Origin of the sequence: Halomonas sp. KX33721, assembly GCF_001596805.1 — a bacterium.
In the GTDB taxonomy this organism is placed as follows: domain Bacteria; phylum Pseudomonadota; class Gammaproteobacteria; order Pseudomonadales; family Halomonadaceae; genus Vreelandella; species Vreelandella aquamarina.
Map to the genome: position 1 here is coordinate 77,597 of NZ_LVIA01000005.1, position 18,011 is coordinate 95,607.

16 protein-coding genes, 2 tRNA genes and 2 pseudogenes are annotated in these 18,011 nt (G+C 55.7%); 16 read left to right on the forward strand and 4 right to left on the reverse strand.

All coding sequences use genetic code 11. The features are described from left to right. Positions 1 to 140: 140 nt before the first annotated feature. The 4 genes and pseudogenes from A3220_RS01855 to A3220_RS01870 all read left to right on the forward strand — a co-directional run bounded on the left by A3220_RS01855 (position 141) and on the right by A3220_RS01870 (position 6,326). Positions 141 to 1,193 carry a low specificity L-threonine aldolase gene (locus A3220_RS01855; RefSeq protein WP_044628481.1) on the forward strand — a complete coding sequence of 351 codons (1,053 nt, stop codon included), beginning with the start codon at positions 141 to 143 and terminating at the stop codon, positions 1,191 to 1,193. A gap of 265 nt (positions 1,194 to 1,458) precedes the next feature. Continuing rightward, positions 1,459 to 3,382 (forward strand): annotated as a pseudogene (locus A3220_RS01860) (PrkA family serine protein kinase). A 71-nt stretch (positions 3,383 to 3,453) separates the two neighbouring features. After that, on the forward strand, positions 3,454 to 4,743 hold the full coding sequence (locus A3220_RS01865) for a YeaH/YhbH family protein (protein WP_062372758.1): 1,290 nt from the start codon (positions 3,454 to 3,456) through the stop codon (positions 4,741 to 4,743). Between the two features lie 20 nt (positions 4,744 to 4,763). Continuing rightward, positions 4,764 to 6,326, forward strand: a complete 1,563-nt coding sequence (locus A3220_RS01870) for a SpoVR family protein (RefSeq protein ID WP_062372760.1) — start codon at positions 4,764 to 4,766, stop codon at positions 6,324 to 6,326. A gap of 76 nt (positions 6,327 to 6,402) precedes the next feature. On the opposite strand, the gene A3220_RS01875 is transcribed toward A3220_RS01870, so the two are convergent. Further along, positions 6,403 to 6,717, reverse strand: a complete 315-nt coding sequence (locus A3220_RS01875) for a high-potential iron-sulfur protein (protein ID WP_044628485.1) — start codon at positions 6,715 to 6,717, stop codon at positions 6,403 to 6,405. 252 nt (positions 6,718 to 6,969) lie between these two features. On the opposite strand from A3220_RS01875, the gene A3220_RS01880 reads away from it, so the two are divergent. Both A3220_RS01880 and A3220_RS01885 read left to right on the forward strand, forming a co-directional pair. Then, positions 6,970 to 7,245 (forward strand): Lrp/AsnC ligand binding domain-containing protein, encoded by a 276-nt coding sequence (locus A3220_RS01880; protein ID WP_044628486.1) that lies wholly within the window; start codon positions 6,970 to 6,972, stop codon positions 7,243 to 7,245. A gap of 78 nt (positions 7,246 to 7,323) precedes the next feature. After that, complete coding sequence (locus A3220_RS01885; RefSeq protein ID WP_062372763.1) at positions 7,324 to 8,172, forward strand: DNA/RNA non-specific endonuclease; 849 nt, start codon at positions 7,324 to 7,326, stop codon at positions 8,170 to 8,172. 230 nt (positions 8,173 to 8,402) lie between these two features. Here the strand turns inward: A3220_RS01885 and A3220_RS01890 are convergent. Both A3220_RS01890 and A3220_RS01895 read right to left on the reverse strand, forming a co-directional pair. Continuing rightward, positions 8,403 to 8,489, reverse strand: a tRNA-Leu gene (locus A3220_RS01890). 61 nt (positions 8,490 to 8,550) lie between these two features. After that, a tRNA-Leu gene (locus A3220_RS01895) sits at positions 8,551 to 8,637 on the reverse strand. 270 nt (positions 8,638 to 8,907) lie between these two features. Here A3220_RS01895 and rnr point away from each other — a divergent pair. From rnr to A3220_RS01940, 9 genes are all read left to right on the forward strand, one after another. Next, positions 8,908 to 11,292 carry a ribonuclease R gene (gene rnr, locus A3220_RS01900; protein WP_062372766.1) on the forward strand — a complete coding sequence of 795 codons (2,385 nt, stop codon included), beginning with the start codon at positions 8,908 to 8,910 and terminating at the stop codon, positions 11,290 to 11,292. A 2-nt stretch (positions 11,293 to 11,294) separates the two neighbouring features. Beyond that, positions 11,295 to 12,095, forward strand: coding sequence for a 23S rRNA (guanosine(2251)-2'-O)-methyltransferase RlmB (gene rlmB / locus A3220_RS01905; RefSeq protein WP_062372769.1), 801 nt, complete (start codon positions 11,295 to 11,297; stop codon positions 12,093 to 12,095). Positions 12,096 to 12,306: 211 nt separating this feature from the next. Continuing rightward, entirely contained in the window at positions 12,307 to 12,684 is a 378-nt protein-coding gene (gene rpsF, locus A3220_RS01910; protein ID WP_062372773.1) for a 30S ribosomal protein S6, read from the forward strand. Positions 12,685 to 12,717: 33 nt separating this feature from the next. Further along, positions 12,718 to 12,945 carry a 30S ribosomal protein S18 gene (gene rpsR / locus A3220_RS01915; protein ID WP_009097135.1) on the forward strand — a complete coding sequence of 76 codons (228 nt, stop codon included), beginning with the start codon at positions 12,718 to 12,720 and terminating at the stop codon, positions 12,943 to 12,945. Between the two features lie 12 nt (positions 12,946 to 12,957). Further along, on the forward strand, positions 12,958 to 13,809 hold the full coding sequence (locus A3220_RS01920; protein WP_044628491.1) for a hypothetical protein: 852 nt from the start codon (positions 12,958 to 12,960) through the stop codon (positions 13,807 to 13,809). Positions 13,810 to 13,824: 15 nt separating this feature from the next. Further along, positions 13,825 to 14,271 carry a 50S ribosomal protein L9 gene (gene rplI, locus A3220_RS01925; RefSeq protein ID WP_044628492.1) on the forward strand — a complete coding sequence of 149 codons (447 nt, stop codon included), beginning with the start codon at positions 13,825 to 13,827 and terminating at the stop codon, positions 14,269 to 14,271. Between the two features lie 154 nt (positions 14,272 to 14,425). After that, entirely contained in the window at positions 14,426 to 15,814 is a 1,389-nt protein-coding gene (gene dnaB / locus A3220_RS01930) for a replicative DNA helicase (protein ID WP_044628493.1), read from the forward strand. 82 nt (positions 15,815 to 15,896) lie between these two features. Then, positions 15,897 to 16,190 (forward strand): hypothetical protein, encoded by a 294-nt coding sequence (locus A3220_RS01935; protein ID WP_044628494.1) that lies wholly within the window; start codon positions 15,897 to 15,899, stop codon positions 16,188 to 16,190. Between the two features lie 139 nt (positions 16,191 to 16,329). Beyond that, positions 16,330 to 16,632 carry a DUF6482 family protein gene (locus A3220_RS01940; RefSeq protein WP_044628495.1) on the forward strand — a complete coding sequence of 101 codons (303 nt, stop codon included), beginning with the start codon at positions 16,330 to 16,332 and terminating at the stop codon, positions 16,630 to 16,632. Between the two features lie 24 nt (positions 16,633 to 16,656). Here A3220_RS01940 and A3220_RS17730 read toward each other — a convergent pair. Then, a pseudogene (locus A3220_RS17730) lies at positions 16,657 to 16,825 on the reverse strand (DUF393 domain-containing protein); the annotation flags it as partial. Between the two features lie 79 nt (positions 16,826 to 16,904). Between A3220_RS17730 and hemH the strand changes: the two are divergent. Continuing rightward, complete coding sequence (hemH, locus tag A3220_RS01945) at positions 16,905 to 17,984, forward strand: ferrochelatase (RefSeq protein ID WP_044628496.1); 1,080 nt, start codon at positions 16,905 to 16,907, stop codon at positions 17,982 to 17,984. Positions 17,985 to 18,011 lie beyond the last annotated feature (27 nt).

The window sequence follows — 18,011 nt, forward strand, 5'->3', positions numbered from 1 at the left end:
CTCGCGTGGGGGGCGTGACGTTAACGCTAAAATGGCGATAGACTGATGGATCACCCTAACTACTAAGCCACGTTAGGGATTTAAGGCGCGGGTGGCACTCAGCCTGCGCCGCACGACCGTCAGACAAAAGGATTATCGTCATGCCCTCGGAGTGTACCCCACGATTTTTAGCCAGTGACAACACCTCCGGTATCTGCCCGGAGGCGATGCAGTACTTACTCGAAGCCAATCAGGCCGATGATTTAGCCTACGGCAACGACCGCTGGACCGCCCGCGCCGCCGACCGTTTTCGTGAAATGTTCGACTACGATTGCGACGTATTTTTCGTGTTCAACGGCACTGCAGCCAACTCACTGGCGCTCTCCGCGATGGGGCGCAGCTACCACAGCGTGATTTGCCATGAGCTGGCGCATATTGAAACCGATGAGTGCGGTGGGCCGGAATTTTTCTCCAACGGCGCCAAGCTGCTGACTTCACCAGGGGCGAACGGCAAACTCACGCCGCAAGGAATTGAAGCGCTGGTGACCAAGCGCAGCGATATCCACTACCCGAAACCGAAAGTCGTCTCGCTCACCCAGGCTACCGAAGTAGGCACCGTCTACTCCCGCGAAGAGCTGCTGGCCATTCGCGCCATGGCAGATAAGCATGACCTTCGGCTGCACATGGACGGTGCACGCTTTGCCAACGCTTGTGCCAGCTTGAACGCCTCACCCGCAGAGTTGACCTGGCAAGTGGGCGTCGATGCACTGTGTTTCTCGGGCACCAAGAACGGCTTGGCGTTTGGTGAGGCGATCCTGTTCTTCAATCGCGAGCTGGCGGAAGACTTCTCCTACCGATGCAAGCAGGCGGGGCAGCTAGCATCGAAAATGCGCTATGTCTCTGCGCCCTGGCTGGGCCTGCTGGAAAGCGGTGCTTGGCTAACCAATGCCGAACATGCCAACGCCATGGCGCGTTATCTATCGGAAGGGCTACAGGCGTTGCCGGGTGTTTCGCTGATGTTCCCCACCCAGGCCAACAGCGTATTCGTTGAATTGCCACCTCACGCCATCGAAGCGTTGAAAGCCAAAGGATGGACCTTTTATACCTTCATCGGTGCCGGCGGAGCGCGGTTCGTCTGCGCTTGGAACACCACCGTTGAATTGCTCGATCAGCTGTTGGCCGATGTGAAAGCCGTGCTTGACGTTCGTGCTTGAGCAATACCGCCGCTAAAAACTGCTCTGACGTTGAGCTCTCAAGCGCCGCCTTCTCAGGCGGCGCGTTGCATTGTGGGGTTGCCACAATATTTCACGCAACTAACCCCCTGTTGCTGTGCTCATATCGTTAACAGCGCTGCGTTGAAGGTTTAGTCATCACTTTTTGCTAATGCTGACTACGCTGATAGAGCGACACCTCGAATAGCACACCGTCTGGGGTATTGGCTTGGCGGTTGCGCTGGGGGATGGGCCACAGGAGAGTTCCATGAGCATCTTTGATCACGTTCAAGACCGATTTGCCCGCGTTCAGCAAGAGGACATGAGCCTTGAGGAGTACTTGGCGCTTTGTCGCCGCGACCCTAAGGTGTATGCCAGCGCCGCAGAGCGCATGCTGGAAGCGATAGGCGAGCCTGAAGTGATCGACACGGCGAAAGACCCGCGTCTATCACGTATTTTCTCGAATAAGGTGATCCGCCGCTATCCCGCTTTCGCCGAGTTTCATGGGATGGAAGAAGCCATTGAGCAGATTGTGGCGTACTTCCGCCACGCGGCCCAAGGGCTCGAAGAGCGTAAACAGATTCTTTATCTACTGGGGCCGGTCGGTGGCGGTAAATCGTCACTAGCCGAGCGCCTGAAGCTATTGATGGAGCGCATTCCCTTCTATGCCATCAAAGGATCGCCGGTCTATGAATCGCCGCTTGGACTGTTCTCACCGGAAGAGGATGGTGAGCTGCTGGAGCAGGAGTACGGCATTCCCGGGCGCTACCTGCGCAGCGTGATGTCGCCCTGGGCGGCTAAACGCTTAAAAGAGTACGGTGGTGATATTTCCCAGTTCCGGGTGGTGCGCCTCTACCCATCGCGGCTGAATCAAATTGCCATCTCCAAAACTGAGCCGGGGGATGAGAACAATCAGGATATCTCATCGCTGGTCGGCAAAGTCGATATTCGTCAGCTGGAGCTTTACTCCCAAGATGATCCGGATGCCTACAGCTTCTCTGGCGGGCTGTGCCGCGCCAACCAGGGGCTGATGGAGTTCGTGGAGATGTTCAAGGCACCCATCAAGGTGCTCCACCCGCTGCTGACCGCTACCCAAGAGGGCAACTACAATCCTACCGAGGGCATGGGCGCGATTCCTTTCGATGGCGTGATTCTGGCCCACTCCAACGAGTCCGAATGGCAGGCGTTTCGTAACAACCGCAATAACGAGGCGTTTCTGGATCGTGTCTATATCGTCAAAGTACCCTACTGCCTGCGGGTGTCGGAAGAGATCAAGATCTATCAAAAGCTGTTGGAAGACTCCTCCCTCAGCGCCGCGCCCTGCGCGCCGGATACGCTGCGCATGCTGGCGCAGTTCTCAGTGCTGTCGCGGCTCAAGGTGCCGGAGAACTCCAGTATCTACTCCAAAATGCGGGTGTATGACGGGGAGAACCTGAAGGACACCGACCCACGCGCCAAGTCGATTCAAGAGTACCGCGATGCGGCTGGGGTCGATGAAGGTATGCAAGGGCTCTCGACCCGCTTTGCCTTCAAAATTCTCTCCAAGGTGTTCAACTTCGATAGTACCGAAGTCGCGGCCAACCCGGTGCATCTGCTGTACGTGTTGGAGCAGGCGTTGGAGCGCGAGCAGCTGCCGTCCGAAGTATTCGAGCGCTACTTGGGCTTCATCAAGGAGTTTTTGGCCCCGCGTTACGTGGACTTCATCGGCAAAGAGATTCAGACCGCGTATCTCGAGTCTTACAGCGAGTACGGTCAGAACATCTTTGACCGCTATGTGACCTATGCCGACTTCTGGATTCAAGACCAGGAGTACCGTGACCCTGAAACCGGCGAGCTGCTCAACCGCCAATCGCTGAACGAGGAACTCGAGAAGATCGAGAAACCGGCGGGTATCTCCAACCCGAAAGATTTCCGCCATGAAGTGGTGAACTTCGTGTTGCGGGCGCGGGCGCAAAACAACGGTATGAACCCTAGCTGGCAGTCGTATGAGAAGCTGAAAGGCGTCATCGAACACAAGATGTTTGCCAACACCGAAGAGCTGTTGCCGGTGATCTCGTTCAACGCCAAAGCGTCGAAGTCGGATCAAAAAAAAGCACGAGGATTTCGTGGCGCGCATGGTGGACCGTGGCTATACCGAGAAACAGGTGCGGCTGCTCTCCGAATGGTACCTGCGCGTGCGTAAGTCTCAGTAGCGGGCCGCTGTCGGCCCGCACACAAGAGCGCCAAGAGTCGGCGCTCAAGATCGAGGTGTTGAGGAGGTCGAATGACCTACTTTATTGATCGCAGACCTAACGCTAAGCACAAGAGCGCGGTCAATCGGCAGCGCTTCTTGGAGCGTTATCGCAAGCACATCAAGCGCTCGGTGGAGGAGGCGGTCAACCGCCGCTCCATCACCGACATGGAGCGCGGCGAGAAAATATCGATTCCCACCAAGGACATTTCCGAACCCGTGTTTCAGCACGGGCCGGGCGGGGCACGCAACATCGTCGCGCCGGGTAATAAGGAGTTTTTGGAAGGTGACAAAATCCGTCGACCTAGCGGCCAAGGGGGTGGTGGCGGTGCCGAGGAAGGCGGCGCTTCTAACCAAGGAGAGGGGAACGACGAGTTTGCGTTTACCCTTAGCCGCGAGGAGTTTCTGGAGTTCGTCTTCGATGGCTTGGAGCTTCCCCATTTACAACGCAAGCCGCTCAAGTCGTTGGAAGAGATCAAAATGGTGCGGGCAGGGCTTGCGCGAGATGGGGTGCCCTCGCGCATTAGCATTACCCGCTCGATGCGCGAAGCCTATGCACGGCGTATCGCCATGCGCGCGCCCATCAAACGTGCTTTGAAAGAGGCGCAAGAGGCGCTAGCGGCCGAGGAGCGCAAAGACCCGGTGCTGCGTAACCCGGCGCGTATCGTGGAGCTCAAAGCCGAGATCGAGCGGCTGGAGAAGCGCATCGACGCCATTCCCTTCATCGATACCTACGATTTGCGCTATCACCAGCTCGCCGCCCAGCCGCAACCATCGAGCCAAGCGGTGATGTTTTGTGTCATGGACGTGTCGGGCTCCATGACGCAGAACCATAAAGACATCGCCAAACGGTTTTTCTTACTGCTCTATCTTTTTTTAGAAAAGCATTACGAGAAAGTCGAGCTAGTGTTCGTGCGCCACCATACAGCTGCTAGAGAGGTGAATGAAGAGGAGTTCTTTTACTCGCGAGAAACCGGCGGCACCATCGTCTCCAGCGCGCTGAACCTGGTCAACAAGATCATCGAAAAACGCTACCCCGCCGGGCAATGGAATCTCTACGTGGCCCAGGCATCCGATGGCGACAACTGGGACGACGACTCCAACATCTGTCGTGATCTGCTGGTAAAGCAGTTGATGCCCCAGCTGCAGTATTACGCCTACGTGGAGATTACCCCGCACGATCATCAGTCGTTGTGGCACGAGTACGAAACCGTAGCAGCACAGTTTCCCGAGCGGTTTGCCATGCGCCAGATCGTCGATGCGGGAGATATCTACCCCGTTTTTCGTGAGCTATTCAAGCGCCGCATGAGCCAAGAGCGGTAGTGCGAGTCGAGGAGTGCGCCATGAGTGTAAACCGCAAGCCCATCGCCACTGGGTCGGACTGGAATTTCAGCGTGCTGGAGCGTTTTGATGAGGAGCTCGCCAGGCTCGCCGATGAGTATCGGCTGGATACCTATCCCAATCAAATTGAGGTGATTACCACCGAGCAAATGATGGATGCCTACGCCAGCGTCGGTATGCCAGTGGGATATCACCACTGGTCATTCGGTAAGCAGTTTCTCTCTGTGGAGCAGGCCTACAAACGTGGACAAATGGGGCTTGCCTATGAGCTGGTCATCAACTCCAACCCCTGCATTGCGTACCTGATGGAGGAGAATACCCTGATGATGCAGGTGTTAGTGATTGCCCACGCCTGCTACGGTCATAACTCCTTCTTCAAGGGCAACTACCTATTCCGCACGTGGACCGATGCGGAATCCATCGTCGATTACCTCGTGTTCGCTCGCAAATACATCGCCCAGTGTGAAGAGCGCCACGGCGTGCACGCCGTCGAGCAACTTTTGGATGCCTGCCATGCGCTACAAAACTACGGGGTAGACCGCTACAAGCGGCCATCACCCATCTCGGCAGAGGAGGAGGCCAAACGCCAAGACGAGCGCGAAGCGTACCTGCAAACCCAGGTCAACATGTTGTGGCGAACGATCCCCGAGCCGCCAGCTGGCGTCGCGCCGCTCCCGGGAAGCCTGCACAGCGATGATGACCCGCTAGGCCTGCATAGCGGCGGCTGCTACCCCTCAGAACCACAAGAAAACTTGCTCTATTTTATCGAGAAGAACGCACCGTTGCTGACCCCTTGGCAGCGTGAAATCGTGCGTATCGTGCGTAAGTTGGCCCAGTACTTTTACCCACAGCGGCAAACCCAGGTCATGAACGAAGGGTGGGCGTGTTTCTGGCACTACACGCTAATGAATCGGCTTTACGATGAGGGTAAGGTCGATGAAGGACTAATGCTGGAGTTCTTACAGTCCCACGCGGCGGTCATCAATCAGCCGGGGTTCGATAGCCCTTATTATAGTGGCCTTAATCCCTACGCGCTGGGCTTTGCCATCTTCATGGACATCAAACGGATATGCGATGCGCCGACGGCTGAAGACCGCGAGTGGTTTCCCGATATTGCAGGTAGCCCCTGGCGGGAGACCCTTGAGTTCGCGATGCGCAACTTTAAGGATGAATCCTTCATACAGCAGTTCTTGTCACCTAAGGTGATTCGCGACTTAAAGCTGTTTTTAATTGTCGATGACGACCAGGTAGAGATGCTTGAGGTTGCTGCTATTCACGATGACCGTGGCTACAAACGCATACGTGAAGCGCTTTCAAGCCAATATGCTCTGTCGGTGCGTGAGCCGAATATTCAGGTGGTAGAAGCTGCCATTCGCGGTGATCGCTCATTAACGCTGCATCACATTCAGGATAGTCGTCGGCCACTGGGGAGAAGTGTCTATCCGGTGATTCGCCATTTACAGCAGCTATGGGGCTTCCCTGTACACTTGGTATCCATGGAAGATGGGAAAGTCACCCGCCGTTATCACTGGCCGGTAGAGGAAGAGAGCAAAGGGGCTGGCTAAAAACAGTGACCCCGCGCAGGGCGCGGGGTCATGGATATCGCAGTAGCCTAAGGTTTGCTTACACCTTGGGGGTTGCTTACGCTTTGGCCGTCCACGATTGGCACCAGCCTTCCGGTGCAACGCTGTTTTCTGGGAAGAGCTGGCAACCTTCGGTGTCTGCATTGAAGAACATGCAGTTAGAGCAGAGTTCGCCCTCTTCATAAGCGGGATGGTCACTCGCATCGCTGGCCACTTCGACGTAGTTAAGCGCCTGAGCGGTAGGAGAGGACGGATCCAGACGCGGCAGTTCCTGAGCAAAAGCACTCTTCGACAGAATGCCAGCACCAAACGGTAGGGCAGCGAGGCCCAGCACACTGTTACGCATGAACTTACGACGGCTCTGATTAGCCATGGTGTCTCCTTATCGTCACGGTCTGACGTTTTGCTACGGTTGTCGGGTGGTGATCCACCTCTTAATACTCCGACAAGTCTTATAAATCGGAGGCCTACGGTACATGCTAGCGCATGCTCAAAATTAGTGCGAATAACCTTATAAATAGCGCGACAATTAGCCACGCTGTCAGGCAGCGCTTGGCCGTACCTAGCAGGCTGCTATACTCGCCCCGTAGCGTGATATCCACAAGACATGATTAGTGAGGGCGCCATGCAAAACGCAGTGATCTTGATTAATACCGAAAAAGGCCAAGTAAAGGCAGTGGCTGAACGCCTAGCCGATGTGGAAGGGATCAGCGAAGTGTACTCCACCTGCGGCCGTTACGACCTAGTCGCCATTGCTCGCACCCGCGATTTTGAGAGCCTAGCGGAGCTGGTGACCGAGCGCCTAAATGCCGTAGAAGGGATTAGTGATACCGAAACGCTGAATGCCATGCAGGTTCACTCTCGTCACGACTTGGAAACCATGTTTTCACTCGGCTGGTAACGTTAGCTACCTACTAAAAAAACATACTGGTCTATCTAAAAAGCTTGTAGGGGAGTGACTCCGTTGGGGAAATCGCTTGTGCACTGGCGTCGTCAGGGGCGACGCCTGGGCATCGCTGTGCTGTTTGTAATAGTGGGAACCGGGTTATGGGAATTCCAGGGGCGCCAACATCAAGATGCCTATACCTGGCAAGGCGTGCCCACTTGGGAGGAGTTTCGCCCCACCACGTTTCATCGCGTTTTACGCAACGATGGCTTTTTAGTGGGATGGTCGGATGTTCGTGTCGGTGCGCTATGGGTGAGCTATCAAGTGAAGGCCGTACCGGACAATACCCGGATCGGCGGGCGGCCCAACTTTCAGGCTGACTGGCGCACGCTATGGCCGGTGGATACTGATAGCTACTCAGGGAGCGGCTACGACCGCGGGCATCTGGCGCCTAACTACGCTATTGCTGCCGTGCATGGGCGTAGTGCGCAAATCGACACCTTCTTAATGAGTAATATCACTCCGCAGCGGCCCAACTTAAATCGCCAACTGTGGCAGCGTTTAGAAGAGTCGGTGATGGACCACTTCGCGCCGCGTTTTGAGCGCTTACAGGTGATCACCGGGCCGATCTACCCTGAGCGCTTTATGGATAACGTGTTTAACCGCGTCGGCTTTGTGGAAGTGCCTCAGGCGTTCTACAAAATTATCGTTGCGCCTCACGACGAAGCGCCTTTAGCGCTGGCATTTATTATGCCCCAAGACGTCAGAGGCAATGAGCCGCTGGATGACTACCTCGTCACCATTGATGATATCGAAGCGCAAACGGGACTGAACTTCTTTCCTGACTTAACCCCTACCATGGAAGCCGTGCTAGAAGGCGAGCTGCGGACACAAGGATGGGCGCTGGAAGAAATTGCTCGCCGCCCTGGGCGCTATCAATAAGCACGGAGATGCATTAACCAGCAATCACGGCGGGCGAAGCCGCATTAATGTTTCGCCCGCTTGACATGTTTGGCAAGTAAGTTAAGGCGGTAGGGTGCAATCGCAGTCATGAAGATAAGACGCAAAAAAGCGCCATACAAAGATGGTTCTCTATTAAGAATAACTCTGAGCGAGGTATTTATTGAATATCTATTAGGAAGATAAAGAGTGATGCGGACGGGACCATAAAATGGTGCCCAGGAGAGGACTTGAACCTCCACGTCCATACGGACACTAGCACCTGAAGCTAGCGCGTCTACCAATTCCGCCACCTGGGCGCATCATTCTTTTTACAACTAAAATTTTACAACTAAAACAGTTGTAGCGTCTGTATTCGTATGGTGCCCAGGAGAGGACTTGAACCTCCACGTCCATACGGACACTAGCACCTGAAGCTAGCGCGTCTACCAATTCCGCCATCTGGGCAAGTGGCGCGTATGATACCGAGGCCGTGGTTAAATGCAAGCCCCAAGGTGCTTTTTTTAATACTGAAATCGCATTAATGCGGTGTTAGGTGGTTGGGTGATTGAGCGGGCAGCGCTATACTGCGCCTATGACCAAACAAAACATGACATGCTTCAGCTTATTAGCAGCTGACAACGGCGCTAACGCCGTCGAAGACAACTCCCACCCGCAGTGCACCACGCCTGCGCTAACTGTCCGCCTCCCGCAAACGCCACCAAGGATGTTGATCGCATGAAGTACTGGACGTTGAGTGATGATCCGCACGCCGAGCGCGAGGCGCAAAAGTACGATAATCCTGCGCCCAGCCGCGAATATCTACTGGCTGCCTTAGAAAGCTACGGTAAACCGATTACTCATGAAAACATGAGTAGAATGCTGGGCATTGAAGATGAAGAGCACCTAGAAGCCGTGCGTCGGCGCCTGGCCGCTATGGAGCGCGACGGGCAAGTGCTGCGTGATCGACGAGGTGCTTACGCGCTGATCGATAAGCTCGATCTGATTAAAGGTAAGGTGCTTGGGCATCGCGATGGTTTTGGCTTCGTACTCAGAGATGATGGCAAAAAGCCAGATCTCGTCCTGCCGCCTCGTCAAATGCGGCGTGTATTTCACGGGGACCACGTGCTGGTACGCATTAGTGGTCGTGACCGTCGCGGTCGTGACGAAGCGACCATTGTCGATGTGATTGCCCGCAATACTCAAACCATTGTCGGTGTATACCGTAGTAACACGCCGGAATTTGGCGTGCTGATTCCTGAAAACCCGCGTATTACGCAAGAAGTGATCATCCCACATGCCGCCTGTGGGGGTGCCAAAGACGGCCAGGTCATTTCGGCCAAGATCGTGCAGCAGCCCGCCACGCGGGTGCAGCCGGTGGGTGAAGTCATCGAAGTGCTGGGTGAGCGTATGGATCCTGGCATGGAGATCGACATTGCCATTCGCAGCTATGACATCCCCGCCGAGTTTCCGCCAGAGGTGCTGGATCAAACCAGCGAAATCTCTGCCGAGGTCTTGGAGGAGGATAAAAAGCATCGCGTCGATCTGCGTGACATTCCGCTTGTCACCATTGATGACGAATCTGCCAAAGACTTCGACGATGCTGTCTGCGCTTGGAAGACCAAATCCGGTAGTTGGAAGCTGCTGGTAGCGATTGCCGATGTGTCGCACTATGTTCGACTCGGCACTGCGCTGGATGATGAAGCGCGTACGCATGGGAACTCGGTTTACTTCCCCGGTCAAGTCGTCCCGATGTTGCCGGAGCTGCTCTCCAATGGTCTCTGTTCGCTGAATCCGCATGTCGACCGCCTGGTGATGGTGTGCGAGATGAATATCTCCAAAACCGGCGCCATTAGCCGCTACTCGTTCTATGAAGCCGTGATGAACTCCCATGCTCGCCTGACCTATAACAAGGTGGCGGCGATGTTGGATGGCGAGAGCGAAGAGGGTGAGGCGCTGCGTCGTGAGCATGCGGAATTAGTCAAGCCGCTCAAAAACCTGCACGAGCTGTATGGCCTGCTGCGCTCTGCTCGGGAAGAGCGCGGAGCGATCGATTTCGATACTACCGAAACAGCGATCATCTTTAACGATGAGCGCAAGATCGAAAAAATCGTGCCGCGTACCCGCAACGACGCTCACAAGCTCATCGAGGAGTGCATGCTGGCCGCCAACGTAGCCACGGCGCGCTTCTTGGATAAGCATGACCTGCCTGCGCTTTACCGTATTCATGAGCGGCCCACGCCCGAGCGCTTAGACAAGCTGCGCCTGTTCTTGAGTGAGCTGGGGCTTTCCTTGGGTGGGGGCGACGAACCCACGCCGCAAGACTATCAAGCGCTGCGTGAAGCCATCGCTGACCGACCGGACGCCGATATTATCCAGACGGTCATGCTGCGCTCGATGAATCAGGCGGTCTATTCGCCGCAAAATGAAGGGCACTTCGGTTTGGCGTACCAAGCGTATGCCCACTTCACGTCACCGATTCGCCGCTATCCCGATCTCTTGGTTCACCGCGCTATTCGTTCGGTCATTCGCGGGCCGCGCCAGACCAATACGGTCGTGCGGGTAGAGGGAGCGCCGGTAGAGCCGCCGAGCAAGTGGTGCCCCTATACCTTCGAGCAGATGCTGGAACTGGGCGAGCACTGCTCGATGACCGAGCGACGCGCGGATGAAGCGACTCGCGATGTCGAGAGCTGGCTTAAGTGTGAGTTCATGTCCGATAAGCTTGGGGAGACGTTCGAAGGCACGATTGCCTCTGTAACGCAGTTCGGTCTGTTTGTTCGTCTGGACGACTTCTATGTAGAAGGCCTAGTGCATGTCACCTCGCTGCCGTCGGACTACTATCATTACGAAGCCGAGAAGCATCGCCTAAAAGGGGAGCGCACGGGTACTACGTATCGCTTAGGCGACGGTTTGACCGTGCAGGTAGCGCGTGTCGATATGGATGACCGTAAAATCGACTTTGGCCTCGCCGACGATAAGCCACGCCCGCGCCGCCAACCGCGCAAGCGCCGTGGTGAGAGCGGCGGCCCGAAAGCCGCTGCTGCAACCGATAAACAGCCGACTCGTCGTGGCCCGCGCCGTACCCGGAACGGCCCGCGTAAACCATCAGCGAAAAAGGGTTGAGCATGAAGTCGTCGTCATCTCGACGTAACCCGCGTAATGCCGCCATTCGCACGCCGGATGGCTTGGACCAAGTGTATGGTGTTCATGCGTTAGAGAGCCTGCTCGAACGCGGTGAAGCCCCGCGCGAGCTTTGGGTTCAGCAGGGGGCGGGCAACCGCCTAAAAGATGTGGTAGCAAATGCCCAGGTAAGCGGTGCGCGTATTAAAGAGCAGCCTCGCGAGGTGCTTGATCAGCTCACCCAGGGTGCGGCGCACCAAGGCGTGGTGGCGTTTTGCGCGCCATTAACGCCGGAAGGCGAAGAATCGTTATGGCTGAGGTTGCGCGCCTGGCAAGCGCCTACCCCGCCGCTACTGCTGGTGCTGGATGGCGTCACCGATGTGCATAACTTCGGTGCCTGCCTGCGTAGTGCCGATGCTGCGGGGGCTCATGGCGTGATTGTCGCAAAAGACAAAGCCGCACCTTTGAATGCCACGGTCAGAAAAGTCGCCTGCGGTGCTGCGGAAGTCGTGCCGGTCTATCAGGTCACGAATCTATCGCGCACCTTGGCCAAGCTCAAAGATGCGGGCGTTTGGATTACCGGTACCGCCGGTGAAGCAGAAGCCAGCGTGTTTGAGATTGATATGACTGGCCCCACCGCGTTGGTGATGGGGGCAGAAGGGAAGGGCATGCGCCGTTTGACCCGTGAAGCCTGCGATAATCTTGCCAAGCTGCCTATGGCAGGGCAGGTGTCGAGTCTTAATGTCTCGGTGGCTACCGGTATTTGTTTGTTTGAAGCCGTTCGTCAGCGGCAGCTTGCAAGTTAGCGGCCAGCCCACTAGAATGCTTGCGCCCGTTTATTCATAAGCGGGCGTTCGTATTGGTAAGTGACTTATACGATCAACAGTTCTGCTTGATGTCCTGTCTCGGCTGTTCGCGGCCTAGAAGGGGCATTTCAGTTAACTCCTTGCTTCCCTGTCGCGGTTAAGGCATTTGCCCTAACGCACACCGGAAGCTGCCAAACCGCAAGGAGATTCCATGCGTCATTACGAAATCGTGTTTATGGTCCACCCGGATCAGAGCGAGCAAGTGCCGGCTATGGTCGAGCGCTACACCAGCATCGTTACCGAAAACGCTGGTACTGTGCATCGCCTGGAAGATTGGGGCCGTCGTCACCTGGCTTACCCGATCAACAAGATCCACAAAGCCCACTACGTGCTGATGAACGTTGAGTGCACCGGCGAGACTCTCGAAGAAATCGAGAACATCTTCCGTTTCAACGACGCCATCATCCGCAGCCTGGTTGTTCGCTGCAAAGAAGCGATCACCGAAGCTTCCCCGATGATGAAGCCGGCAGAAGAGAAGCGTCCGCGTCGCGAAGAAAAACCGCGCGCTGAAACTGAAGAAACTGCCTGATTTTATCCACCGCACGTTTTAAGGAGCTAGTCCATGGCACGTTTTTTCCGTCGCCGTAAGTTTTGCCGCTTCACCGCTGAAGGCGTCAAGCAGATCGACTATAAAGATCTCGACACGCTGAAGGCTTACATCACCGAAACCGGCAAGATCGTTCCGAGCCGCATCACCGGCACCAAAGCACGCTATCAGCGTCAGCTGGCGACCGCTATCAAGCGTTCACGCTACCTGGCACTGCTGCCCTACTCCGATAGCCACCAGTAAGCGTTTGACGTGATGCTGGCACTCGCAAGATGGCTGATGCGTGGCACGCCCTATGCCGCAGGCGGGGCAGCGCTAGCAGCGTTAGTGCCCTGGCTGTTTTGGTTAGGTGCGGCCATTGCGGCGTTAGTGACGCTGCGCAAGGGCTTTGCTCCCGCGCTTCCCGTCATTATCGCTGCGGCATTACCAGCCGGTTTCTGGTGGGCGCAGGGTGATGTGATTCCGCTGGCGAGCGTACTACTCGTTTCGCTCATGGCGGTCATATTGCGCGAGAGGATGCGCTGGAGTGAAGCCTTGATCGTTGGCACCTTAGCGGCCGCGGTCATGGTGCAGCTTGGCATCTTCAGCCCGCCGGGTGGCACCGAACTCATGCTGGAGCAGCTGCGCGAGAGCTCGCAAGAGATCGACCGCATGCTCACGGAGTTTGCCAACCAAGGCATCGATACGACGACTCTGGCCGCCATGGTCATTGGCGGCGTCACGGGGTTGGTTGTGTTGTTAGCGGCCATCGCATGTTTGGCGCTAGCACGCAGCTGGCAGGCTGGGCTTTATAACCCAGGTGGCTTTCGTGAAGAATTCCATGCGCTGCGCCTGGCCCCTAAAGAACTCGCTATTTTAGTAGTGCTTGGGGTGGCAGGTATGGTGCTGGGAGCGCAGGCGCTGGCCATGCTGAGTTGGATTCCGCTGCTGATAGCCGGTATTGCGTTAGTGCATGGGTTTATTGGAATTAAGGGGATGAACGGGCTGTGGCTGGTGGCATTTTATGTGCTGCTGATCACGACCTGGCCCACGATTCTCATTGTGCTGCTGTTGGGGCTGATTGATACATTCGCGAACGTTCGCGCACGCCTTGCCCGCAGCAATTGACAAGAGGTTTACGAGATGGAAGTCATTCTGCTCGACAACATTGGTAAGCTGGGCGGCCTGGGTGACAAGGTCACTGTTAAGCCTGGTTATGGTCGTAACTACTTGGTGCCTTACGGTTTAGCCGTACCGGCTACCAAAGAAAACGTTGAAGCGTTCGAAGCGCAGCGTGCAGAGCTTGAAGCTCAAGCCGCTGAGCGTAAAGCAGAAGCCCAAGCACGTGCTGAGCAGCTTAACGACATCGAACTGTCGTTGGTTTCTAAAGCGGGTGATGAAGGTAAACTGTTTGGTTCTATCGGTCCGCGTGACCTGGCCGACGCGATCTCCTCTGCTGGCATCGAAGTTGCCAAGAGCGAAGTCCGTATGCCGCAGGGCCCGATTCGTCAAACTGGCGAATACGACATCGACCTCCACCTGCATGCAGAAGTGGACGCCGTTGTACGCGTGGTCGTTGTCGCCGAGTAATCTCGCTCGCCAACGCTAACGCCTCTAAGGGCGCGGGATATCCCGCGCCCTTTGTCTTTTTAAGCTGCTACTGATTCGCTATGCCAGTGGTACGAAGGAAGCTGCCCGGCTAAGATAAGCGCCGTTGGCAATGCGTTATTTTAAGGAGCTCGCTATGCAGGACCAGCCTTCTGCTGATCAAGAAACGGCGGCGCTTAAGCTGCCGCCGCACTCGCTAGAGGCGGAGCAGTCGGTGTTAGGCGGGCTTATGTTGGACAATCAGGCGTGGGACAACGTCTCTGAGCGCTTGGTAGCCGACGATTTTTATCGTTATGAGCACCGGTTGGTGTTCAATGTCATGATTCATCTAGCGGAGTCAGGGCAGCCGCTAGACGTAGTCACGCTTTCCGAAGCGCTGGAAGCCCGTGACCAGTTAGATACTGTAGGTGGGCTCGGGTTTTTGGCAGAGCTGGCCCGCAATACACCCTCAGCCAGCAACATTCGCGCCTATGCAGATATTGTTCGCGAACGCGCCACGCTGCGTAAGCTGATTCGGGCAGCCAATCAAATTGCTGAAGGGGCGTTCTCTCCGCAAGGGCGGCCCGCCGATGAGCTGTTAAACGAAGCCGAGCGGCTAGTGTTTCAAATTGCCGAAGAGCGCCCCAAAACCGGTGGCCCCATTGGTATGAGCGACCTGCTTACCAAAGCGGTCGACCGTATCGATGAGCTCTTCAACCTCAAAGGCGAGATGACCGGGCTATCGACCGGCTTCCGTGACCTGGATGAAATGACCTCCGGCCTGCAGCCCTCGGACTTGGTGATCATCGCCGGGCGCCCCTCGATGGGCAAGACGACTTTCGCCATGAACTTGGTCGAGCACGCGGTCATCTCTAGCGACAAGCCGGTGATGGTGTTCTCCATGGAGATGCCCGCCGAATCGCTGATGCTGCGTATGCTCTCTTCACTGGGGCGCATTGACCAAACGCGGGTACGTTCGGGGCAGTTAGAGGATGAAGACTGGCCGCGCCTCACCTCGGCAGTGAACCTGCTGAAAGATAAACAGTTGTTTATTGATGATACCGCCGCGCTCTCGCCCAATGAAATGCGCTCACGCCTGCGCCGCGTGGTACGCGAGCACGGTAATATGGCGCTCATCATGATCGACTACCTGCAGCTAATGCAGATACCCGGCTTCTCCGAAAACCGTACCGGCGAGATCTCCGAGATCTCCCGCTCTTTGAAAGGTTTGGCAAAGGAGTTCAACTGCCCGGTTGTGGCGCTTTCGCAGCTCAACCGCTCCCTTGAGCAGCGCCCCAACAAGCGCCCCGTGATGTCGGATTTGAGGGAATCGGGAGCGATTGAGCAGGATGCTGACGTCATTGCCTTCGTTTATCGGGATGAGGTGTATAACCCGGATAACCCTGACAACCAGGGGATTGCGGAGCTGATCATCGGTAAGCAGCGTAACGGGCCGATTGGTACGGTGCACATGGCCTTTATTGGTAAATACACGCGCTTTGAGGACCTGGCTCCCGATAGCTATGGCGAAGCGTTTGGCGATTAACTTGAGCGACATGGGGGAGAACGTATAATGCGCACCCTCATGAGCAGTTCGCCTCGAGCAGATAGATAGACAGGAGTAACAAATGGCAGGTGGTTTTAGGCGCGGTAACCGCAAACGTCTTCCTAAGTTGGAAGGCCGCGGTGAACTCCAGTCGCTAGAGCGCGAGGGGCCTTTTAAAGAGTGGCTGGGCATGCCCGACCTTTATCGCTACTTTCTGGTAGTGGAGGGAGAGAAGTACAGCTACCAAACGGAAGATGCTGAACTTCCCGTCGCGGTCGGCGACAAAGTAGTGTTTCGGTACAAAGAGACCAAAGGCGGTAATTGGATTGACCGCAACTCGCTGGGTAAGGCGATTGATCCGTCCGAGTATCAGTAAATCGACCATAAGTTGACGAGTTGGTCAGGAACTCTTTTCTGTTATTGCCCTCTTAGGCAGTTAGTGCCACGGTAATATCATTGTCATGGGGCCGCGTCATGCTGTGCTCCATGACGATGACCAATAACAGGAGGGAACCATGGAACTGAAAGCGCTCAAACAGTTCGTCGCGAGTCACGACAACTTTGAGATTCGGGTGATTACCCATTCGGGAAGCCGCTTCTACCAAGTAGAGCTAGAAGATGTAGAAGGCGAACGCCATATGCTGATGCAACGTAATAAGCCGATGCTGTTCCGTTCATTAGATGACGTTTATCTGGAGCTAAAACGTGCAGGCATCCATCGCGCTTACCTGGTGCAACATGTGCCGCAGGATGAAGTGATTGGTCACGACGCCCATTACAGCTCGCCACTGACCTCGCGTATGCCGCTAGTTTTTTAATCACTGGTTAACTAACGGTTTAACCTAACGCTTTTCCCACCACAGCCCCAGCCGGATACGGCGTCGGGCAAAAAAACGGTAGCCTGCATCCATCATGCTTCGCAGGCCCGCTAAGCAAGAAAGTCTTACCAGCCGCCGGTAGCCCAACACCGCATACAGGGCCCGCCCGGCTGGCGTCCATGCCGATAAACCATCTCCCTGATTATGCCGCGACTTTGCCGAAAAGTGTTAAGATTTTGCCCATTATGTACTGCACCTAAGGAGTGAGCGAGATGGCCGATAGCGTTGTAAAGGATCAACCCGGTGAGGGGCGTTTAACTCATGCGCCCAGCAGTCACCCTGCGGTTCCCCGCGCCAAGGTGGGCGTAGTTCTGGCCAACCTGGGAACACCCGATGCCACCGACTACTGGTCCATGCGCCGCTATCTCAGCGAGTTCTTATCCGATAAACGGGTTGTGGATTACGCCGGTTGGAAATGGCAGCCGCTGCTGCAGCTGATCATTCTCACCAAGCGGCCTTTTTCATCTGGCCATGCGTATAAAAGTATTTGGAATAATGAGAAGAATGAAAGCCCGCTGCTAACCATCACGCGTGCCCAAACGGAAAAAATGACCGAGCGCTTAAAGGCGTTGTATGGCGATGATGTAGAAGTTGATTTCTGCATGCGCTACGGCAACCCCTCCACCGATAGCGTGCTAAAGCGTATGAAAGAGAAGGGCTGCGAGCGCATTGTGTTCTTCCCGCTTTACCCGCAATACGGCTCGCCCACCACCGCGACGGCGAATGATCAGGCGTTTCGCACGCTGATGAAGATGAAGTGGCAGCCCTATATTCGCACCGTGCCCGCTTATTTTGAGCATCCTGCCTATATCCAGGCGCTGGCGAATTCGGTACAGGAAGCTTATGACGGGTTTGAGAGCCGCCCGACCAAGTTAGTTGCCAGCTATCATGGGGTGCCTGAGCGTTATTTAATGGAAGGCGACCCCTACCACTGCCAATGCCAGAAAACCACACGGCTGCTGCGTGAGAAGCTGGGCTTAAGCAAGGAGGAGGTGGATACCGCCTTTCAGTCGCAGTTTGGCCCCGAGAAGTGGGTTGGCCCGCAAACAGTGGAGCACGTTGCCGAGCTGGCCAAGCAGGGGCATAAGCATATTGCGATTCTTTCGCCAGCATTCTCTTCTGATTGTGTGGAAACCCTTGAGGAGATCAAAGAGGAGATCCACGACAGCTTTATGGAAGCGGGTGGCGAAACCTTTAGCTATATCCCCTGTTTGAATGACCGCGATGACCATATAGATGCACTATTGGCAGTGGTCAATAACGAGCTCTCTGGCTGGTTGTCGACACCGTAAAGTCGCGTATTTGCTATAAAAACCGTC